General features: G+C 47.2%; 6 protein-coding genes. All 6 read right to left on the reverse strand.

What is annotated here, in order from left to right:
* Nucleotides 1–3,723, reverse strand: a 3,723-nt coding sequence (locus OXG87_22625; protein ID MCY3872349.1) for a hypothetical protein, incomplete at its 3' end; no start/stop codon positions are given.
* A gap of 81 nt (nucleotides 3,724–3,804) precedes the next feature.
* Nucleotides 3,805–4,929 (reverse strand): hypothetical protein, encoded by a 1,125-nt coding sequence (locus OXG87_22630; GenBank protein MCY3872350.1) that lies wholly within the window; start codon nucleotides 4,927–4,929, stop codon nucleotides 3,805–3,807.
* Between the two features lie 36 nt (nucleotides 4,930–4,965).
* Nucleotides 4,966–5,925 (reverse strand): PorV/PorQ family protein, encoded by a 960-nt coding sequence (locus tag OXG87_22635; GenBank protein MCY3872351.1) that lies wholly within the window; start codon nucleotides 5,923–5,925, stop codon nucleotides 4,966–4,968.
* Nucleotides 5,926–5,995: 70 nt separating this feature from the next.
* On the reverse strand, nucleotides 5,996–7,027 hold the full coding sequence (locus OXG87_22640; GenBank protein MCY3872352.1) for a hypothetical protein: 1,032 nt from the start codon (nucleotides 7,025–7,027) through the stop codon (nucleotides 5,996–5,998).
* 73 nt (nucleotides 7,028–7,100) lie between these two features.
* A complete protein-coding gene (locus OXG87_22645; GenBank protein MCY3872353.1) occupies nucleotides 7,101–8,141 on the reverse strand; it encodes a hypothetical protein in 1,041 nt (346 codons plus the stop codon).
* A gap of 179 nt (nucleotides 8,142–8,320) precedes the next feature.
* A partial coding sequence (locus OXG87_22650) for a hypothetical protein (protein MCY3872354.1) occupies nucleotides 8,321–8,634 on the reverse strand: 314 nt, incomplete at its 5' end.

Here is an 8,634-nt window from a genome sequence, read left to right on the forward strand (position 1 = left end):
AAGCAGGACGTTTCTCCCAGAACCGGAAGCGAGTAGCGTCCCATCGGGTGAAAACGACACAGAACCGACCCAACTATCATGCGGAAGGGTAGTGATATTTTCTTTTTTTGACACATTCCAGAGTTTAATCGTCTTATCATAAGACCCGGAGACAAGGGTTGACCCATCGGGCGAAAATGACACAGAACTGACCCCAGATGTGTGCCCTTCAAGGACGGCGATATTTTGTCTTGTCGAAACATCCCAAAGCAGGACGTTTCTCCCAGAACCGGAAGCGAGTAGCGTCCCATCGGGTGAAAACACCATAGAATTGATAGTAATTCGATGCTTAAGGGTGGCGATATTTTCGCCTGTCGCTACATCCCACAGATTGATGCCGTCCGATGACACCGCAGCGAGCAGCGTCCCTTCAGACGAAAACGCCATAGAATTGACCGAACCCGCATATCTATCAAGGGTGGCAACATGGCGTCCCGTCGCAATATCCCACAACACAACCTCACCCTCTGACCCCAAAGCGAGAGTCTTTCCATTGGGCGAAAATGCCACAGAGCGGACCCAAGACAGATACCCCACAAAGGTAGAGACATTTTGTGTCGCAATATCCCATAGCTTGACCACACCAAGACTTGACCCTATAGCAAGGGTCGTCTCAACGGGTGAAAATGACACTGAATTGATTCCAGAGATATCCCTATCAAGAGTTGCAATATTTGTTTTTGTCACAACATCCCACAGCTCGACCTTATTATTTGTCCCTACGGCTAAAGTAGCCTCATCAAGAGAGAATGCTATGGTATTCACTCTATCCAAGCCAAAAAACGGAATCACATACTTATAGATTGCTATAGTCTCTCTCGTCGCCATATCCCACAACCTTGCTGTACCGTCCCCAGCCCCTGAACCCAATATCATTCCATCAGGCGAAAACGCGATAGAACTAACCCCAGACGTATGCCCTTCAAGAGTAGCAATATTTGTTTTTGTAGCAATATCCCATAATTTGACCGTGTGATCCCCTGATCCTGAGACGAGGGTTGCGCCATCAGGCGAAAAAGATACAGAAACTACACTCCTTGTATGTCCCTCAAGTGTAGCGATATTTTCGCCTGTCGCTACATCCCACAGTCTGACCGTATAATCTTGAAACTCTCCTCCCGCCGAGGCAAAGGTTTTACCATCGGGAGAGAATGCTACAGAATAGACCTCACTTGTATGCCCCGCAACGGTGGCGATATTTTCGCCTGTCGCTACATCCCACAGTCTGATTTCATTCCATGATCCCGAAGCGAGGATTGTGCCATCAGGCGAAAATGCCACAGCATTGATCGCCCGCCTGTGTCCAGTGAGTAGTGCGCGTTCACGGGAAGTCCCAACGTCGTAAAGCCACACACCAATGCCACTTGCCACAGCCAGAAGTTGACCATCAGGCGAAAATGCCACTGCCCTATCGCCTTTTCCCAGGTGCCCTTTTCCTATGCGGATCATTGCGCCATCGGGTAAATGCCATGTCGGATAGTCACCCCCTATGATCGGCGTGGGAGGCATCCCAACGCCCACCGCATTAAAGGTCTCCACAATTCCAGCGACAGATACTTCAACAGTATTTGTTCCCAGGCCAGAGGTAAGCGTCCTCTCTACCTTGCCATTAATATCAGTTGTTGCATTCTCAACCGTGAACCGCCCACTGAGTTTCCCGTCTCCTGAGATGACAGTAAATGTGACCGCAGCACCTGCAAACACAGCACCGTACTGATCTCTCACCTCAACAATCAAAGCCTTCGCCAACTCTGAACTCGGCGTGCCCTGCTGGTTATCACCTGAAATCTTCACAAGTGTTTGAGGACGGGGAATCTGCCACTCAGACGCATCCCACAGCGTGACTTTGCCATCACTTGACCCGTAAGCAAGGATCATCCCATCGGGGGAAAACATTACAGAGGTGACGTAAGACACATGCCCCTCAAGCGTAGCGATATTTACACCCGTCGCAACATCCCACAGCTTGATCGCTCTACTTGCTCTATCCCATGACCCTGAAGCGAGCGTTTTACCATCGGGCGAAAATGCAACAGACTGCACCCAACCCGTATGTCCCTCAAGAGTAGCAATATTTACACTCGTCGCAACATCCCATAGCTTGATCGTTTTATCATTAGATCCGGAAGCAAGTGTTGTCCCATCAGGTGAATACGCAACAGTAGTAATCCCTTCCGTATGTCCCTCAAAGGTAGAGATATTTTTACCTGTTGCAACATCCCACAGCTTAATCGTTTTATCATTAGATCCGGAAGCAAGTGTTGTCCCATCGGGTGAAAATATCACAGACAAGACTTCAACTCCATGTCCCTCAAGGGTAGCGGTATTTTCTCCTGTCGCAACATCCCACAACTTGATCGTTCTATCCCCTGATCCTGAAGCAAGCGTTGCCCCATCGGGTGAAAATGCCACAGAAGAGATCCAACTCGTATGCTCTTCAAGGGTAGCGGTATTTTCTCCTGTCGCAACATCCCACAACTTGACCGTATTATCCTCTGCTCCGGAAGCGAGCATTTTACCATCAGGTGAAAATACCACGGAACTGATCTCTCTCGTATGCTCTTCAAGGGTGGAGATATGTTGTGGTGAAATTTCCCACAGTTCAAAAGATATATAGCTGACATCCCCTTCAGTATCAACTGCTTCGATATAAATCGGATGTACAGTAGGATTGGAAAGGCTCGTCGTATAGCCAATAGATGGAATAACGCCATCATACTCAAATACAACGACAGTATCTTTTTCACCTGCCAATCCACGACATGCCTTCAATTCAGAACCTCCAGCAGAGGGATGTGGTTCTCCTGTTCTAACAAATAAAATTACTTGATGCAGACCTTCTGAATCGCTGACTTTGAGTTGAATAGAAACGCTCGTTGACCCTGCCGGATATCCAGTCGGCGAAACGAGTTCAATCGTTGGCGACTGCGCCTCTTCAGTTGGGGTATCAAGATTGAAATAGGGATGTACAGCCAAAAATTCGGCATTGCACATAGATAACCGATCTTGTCCTGGACCATACGACATGAGATATGCGCCATCACTGAAATCGTGCTGCAACCCAAAGGCATGTCCGAGTTCATGTGCTGGTGTTGTCCAGCTAAATTTGCTGGGCATCAAAGTAATGCCACCATTTTTACTCCGTCGGCCTCCTATAGCTGTTGCACCACCAATTCCGTTTCTACTATAGTCAATGACGATAAAATAAACATTCTCTCTCATATTAAATACCTGTTCAATCTCTTGAAACACATTAGTAGGTGTGTTGTTGAGATAGTGGCTATCGGAGTGTTGACCATCAAGGCGATGAATTAGTGGTTCGCCCTGGGCATCAGTTTCAAAGCGGAAGGTCTTGTTCCCATATCCATGTGCCTGCATCTGTTCCGCATAGAAGGTCTGAATCTGGCGAATGGTCACGTTCATCGAATCCATCACCTCCTGGCGAAAGGGACGGTCATTCGGCAGAAAGTAGATCATTCGAACAGTGCGAGATTCGCCTGCGTTTAAATTAAACGTTTGTTTTGGCGCAACATATAAACTATCGCGCGCCTGCATGTCTTCGAAATCGAGAACCCTGCAAAAATGCACATCAGCCGATGGCTGAGAAGCATAGCTAACAGACGATAGACAAAGCAACGCAAACAAACACGCGCTTACCCTGAGTATCTTACATTCTATTCTCATGACATCACCCCTCTCCGTTTTTTCTTGACCGTTGCGGTCGCGATATGTGCATGGGTTTATCCTCTATAGTGCTCTTACAGGTCAAAAATTAAACGTCAGCGCGGCGCGAAGCCCTTTTGAAGATGTGGGTGCAAGGCTCAGGTTGAGACTATAGGGCGACACTTTGACCCATTTATCGGTTTTTATTGTAGCACCAATGAGAGTGGAGAGAGCGCAAATAGGTATAGATATGTATCCTAAAACATATAGTAATGCTAGGCCCTCCGTAGAGTCAGGGTAGTCAAGATCAAGACTTGCATATACGGCCCAGAAAATCGCAGCTCCAACACCAAAGCCAATAGCCATTCCTTTCCCCGTGTTTCTCTGTCTAATGTTTACTTCAAAATTGGAGATCGCAGAATGGGGCACTTCAAAAAATTTACCTCCTCTTTGGATAACCAGTGTGTCCGGTCTCATTCTGATGAATCTGCCAACCACCCGCCCCTTCCAGATTGAAGGGGCCTGGACACGCACTTCGGTATAGTATTCATTTTTAAGGTGTCTTTGGACCTGATATTTTGCATTTTTCCATGCTTCCTGCATATATTGCGAAATAACGAGGGTATCGATGTCCTTGTATGCTATTGTTTTCGAAATTGTTAAGGCCCTTGTTTTCGAAATCTTCAATGCCCTCTCTTCCCGCACTCTAATGACAATATGAACAGAGTCTTGCCTGGTAATCCTTCCAGTTACAATCTTTTTTTCACCTTTTGATGTGTAAATAACATGGGCATACCATCCCTTCCTGATCTTTGAAAGATCAATCTGCCCACCTGACATGATCGTGATGGCCTTCAACTCTTCCTCTTTTTTTTCTTTCCTTTTTTTCTCTCCAATAAACTGATTCACCTCATTCATCTGCTTTAGCGTATTTGTTTCTTCGCTTATGAACACTGACACGACTTTATCATAAGAAATAGTCTTCTTGTCCTTGATACCTCCGCTCCGAATCGTGAACGAAGTTTCACCAATCGCATCAATCCACCCCTTCTCCAATTTCTGTTTGCCATTGCTATCGTAATAAGTAACTGCAACGTAGGCATCTTGGACCAACGTATTGGCATTGACCTCTGTGCCTTGCAAATATGTAGCTGCGTGGGCAAGCGTGGGAGCTATCGCGTTGAGCAGGATGGTTACGATTACGAAGGTAACGGTTAGTTTTTTCATGAATTTATCCTTCTTTCCGAATCAGTGAACCGCACTCTAAAAATCAAAAGCAACACTGAGGATATGCACCCGTTTATCAAAAACAGATTTAAAGAACTTGCTCGTATAATCTACCTTCAAACCGATACCATGAGTCTTAAGTAGCACGCCTATACCCAGGGTGTTGGCATCTGAGATACTACCTGACCTTTTTCTGTGTCCTGCTCGCAGCGAAAATCCCAACATATTGTCTATAGCGGTCTGGTGTATATATGTATATTCGATACCTATGTCCGTGTAGAAGCCATCATTAGAATCGTTTGGATTATTCACATCCACGACCAGATCTAGATTATGAGGCAAGGGACCGATAGCCGTCAGCGCAATCAAATCAAGAAGCACTCCCAGCCGCACATTCTTCGGAAGACCTCCTTGCTCTGGCTCGCCTAACCCGCTCGTGCTCAAGTTCTCCATGCCCATCGCGATCACCGTATTCCGTAATCCCGTGGCAAAATACGCGCCCAAATCAAAGGCAAAGACATTTTGCTCGCGATCCTCCCCGGGAGAACGCCCATGGATCAGCTTGAGAGTGGTTCCCACCGCAATCCGGTTGGTAATCAGGCCCCCATAAGCCACGGAAATGGCGTAATCGCTGAATTTTTGCGTGGTATTAAAATCGAGATTCACCGCAGAAAGTCCCAATGTCCCTATACGTGGCAGACTTGCTGAAACGCCAGCTACGTAGTGCTTGAGACCACCTATCCAATCTACATACGTAAAATACGCTTCCCGACCTTCCATAAAAGCCAGTCCCGCTGGATTGTACAAAATAGCCTGTCCACTCCCGACCAACCCTACCCCAGCCTCACCCAGAGCTGTCATACGGGCATGGGTGGGCAACTTTAGAAAAGAGAACCCCGTTCCCGTTGGCCTATCGGACTCCTGGGCAAATCCCTCACCCGCTATCAACCCAATTAGCGTGCATAGCCCAATTAGCGTATATCGTCTCCTGGTCAAGCCTTACTCTCCTCAATTGAACTGGTGGTATTTATCCTGCAACAATCCTTAAAACTCTAAAATCAGATGATTATCGAATAGCACTGATCCTGAATTCCAGAGCATGTGCGCCCTCTCCTCCTGACGAGGTAATATGATCTCGCACTTCCAGACGCAGGCTCCTGCCTTTATGAGACCACCAGGTGATACCGGCCCCGACATTGAATAAACTCGTGCTTCCCTCCCTCACCAAAGCCGTATAGCCAACTGACAAAAAAGGAACGCCAGTATTCAGACGATGTTTTTTAATAAGATGAAAATTTCCATTCACCGAAAAAACACCAACCCCCCACTCCAATGCCTCAATTGGTGCGCCATACCCTGCCTCTATACTCGCGCTAAATTGCCCAGCTCCAAGCTCATATCCGGCAAAAACGTGAACAAAACTAAGACTAAAATTTTCCTCAGCCAAAATAACCGTACCAGGCCCAATACCCAAAAAGGGCCAAGCGTTCCGATACTCTGTCGCAAAAGCACTGCCAATCTCAACCCTCGACCTACCGCGGGAGGAGTCTGTAATGGTCAGCTTTTGAATCCGCTCCAATGCGACCTGCTCTTCCCAAAACCGTTCACCAATAATCAAATGCTCTGCATCAATCGCTTTGACATATCCTTTTACAGTATTCAGTCCCCCCCACACTCCTGACACCGAATCTCGTTCGCCCGTCCCATAGATAACCTCGACAAAAGCACCCACTTCAACCGCGCTACTATCAATCTCACCGGCTTCTAAAACAATTTCCGTCTGCAATCTCCGTGATCCGAAAGACGGGTCTGGTATTCCACTGACGTTACTCATCTCGTGGGTAGCATCTGGAATCGTCAACTTTTGGATGCGTTCTAACTCTATTTCCTTCTTCCAAAACCGTTCGCCAATAGTCAGAGTCTCTGCATCAATCGCTTGAATATACCCCCTTGCCGTATCCAGCCTCTCCCACACCCCTGACACTGGATCTCGCTCCCCACTCCCATAGATAATCTCGACATAGGCACCGGGTTTAACCGTGCTGCTATCAATTTCACCAGCCTCAAAGACCACTCCTGCCAGTAGTGTCTCAAGCATACATACGCTTAACATCCAAACGATTGTAGCTATTCGTGCCATGAGTTTCCCTTTTCGAATTAGTAACCTCACCCTAAAAATTGAAAGCAAGGCTGAGAATATGGACTTTAGAATTAACCGTGTAAATAAACCTTCCAGGAACTTCGCTACGATAATAAAAGGCCTTGCGTGCGTAATCCATCTTTAGTGCCCAACCCCCATTGGTCTTAAACTGCAAACCACCTCCCCAGACGGTGGGATTTGTCGCTCGCCAGTATCTTTGGGATCTTCGTCCTGCTCGCAAGGAAACGCCGAAAGAGTGGTCCGCAGCCCGGTACAAATACGTATATTCTACGCCCATGTTCAGTTCAACAGGCCCATCGAAATTGGTCCGTGTATTCACACCCAGGACCAGATCCAGCGTATGTGGCAAAGACCTCATATCCATCAGCGACATCAAATCAATGAGCAATCCCAGGCGGATGATCTCCGAAAGCTCTAACGCCGACTCGTCTAATCCCCTCGCGCTCAAATTATGCACGCTCAGCGACAGCACTAAATTTTGAATCCCTACGGAATACGCGCCTACATCAAAGAGGAAAAAATTGTGAACATATTTTTCAGTTGAGTCTGGATATTCATGAAAAATACCATCTTGAAATTCATGAAAAATATCATCTTCACGATATAGCATGCCTGCTCTGGAATAGTCGTGATGCGCCAGCTTGACGGTTGCCCCCACCGCAATCCTGCGGGTAATATTGAACGCATAAGCCCCAGAAATAGCATATTCGCTCTCATTCTCATTCGTGTTATCGAAATTCACAGCAGAAAACCCCAATGTCCCTATATGCGGTACATTTGCTGAAACGCCAGCTACGTAGTTCTTGATACCACTAAACCAAGTTACATACGTAAAATACGCTTCTCGACCCTCCATAAAAGCCAGCCCTGCGGGATTGTAAAAAATGGCCTGCCCGCTCCCGATCAACCCCACACCAGCATTGCCCAAAGCTGCTGTGGGGCTATTGTTGGGAAAAACTAAAACGAGTGATCTGACCGGCTGAGCAAAACCCTCACCCGCCATGAGCCATATACACAGTGTGCATATCCCAATTAGCGTATATCGCTTCATAATCGTTCACCTTGCACAATTGGTATCTGTCAAAAGAGCGGTCATCAGAAATTAAACGTCAGCGCGGCCTTTGACCGCCACGCCGAAGGCACAACGCCAGTGATCCACTCTATTAAGAAATATTGCAATCTATTCTCATGAAACCACCCCATCTGTTTGAGCAGATTTTGGAGAGCCACTTAAAACCACAACGTGGCAATCGCCGATAATTTCCCATCGGAATTAGGTGCCAGCCCCACAGAAAAACGACGATCATTAAGGGGATTTGACAACTCGGACATCATCACCGCTCCGACGAGTGGCCCGATAAGCACGGAGGGCCAGAGACGAGGGGAGGACGAAGTTATCACCCAACCAACTCCTGCTCCCGTTACACTACCTAATATTGGCAATATTAAATCAAGAAGATGATCCATTTCCACTATGCTCACACCTATAGGGACGCCGAATACATAGCCTAGATAGCCGTACCAAAGATACTCAATTCCACACC

Source organism: Gemmatimonadota bacterium (assembly GCA_026706845.1).
In the GTDB taxonomy this organism is placed as follows: Bacteria; Latescibacterota; UBA2968; order UBA2968; family UBA2968; genus VXRD01.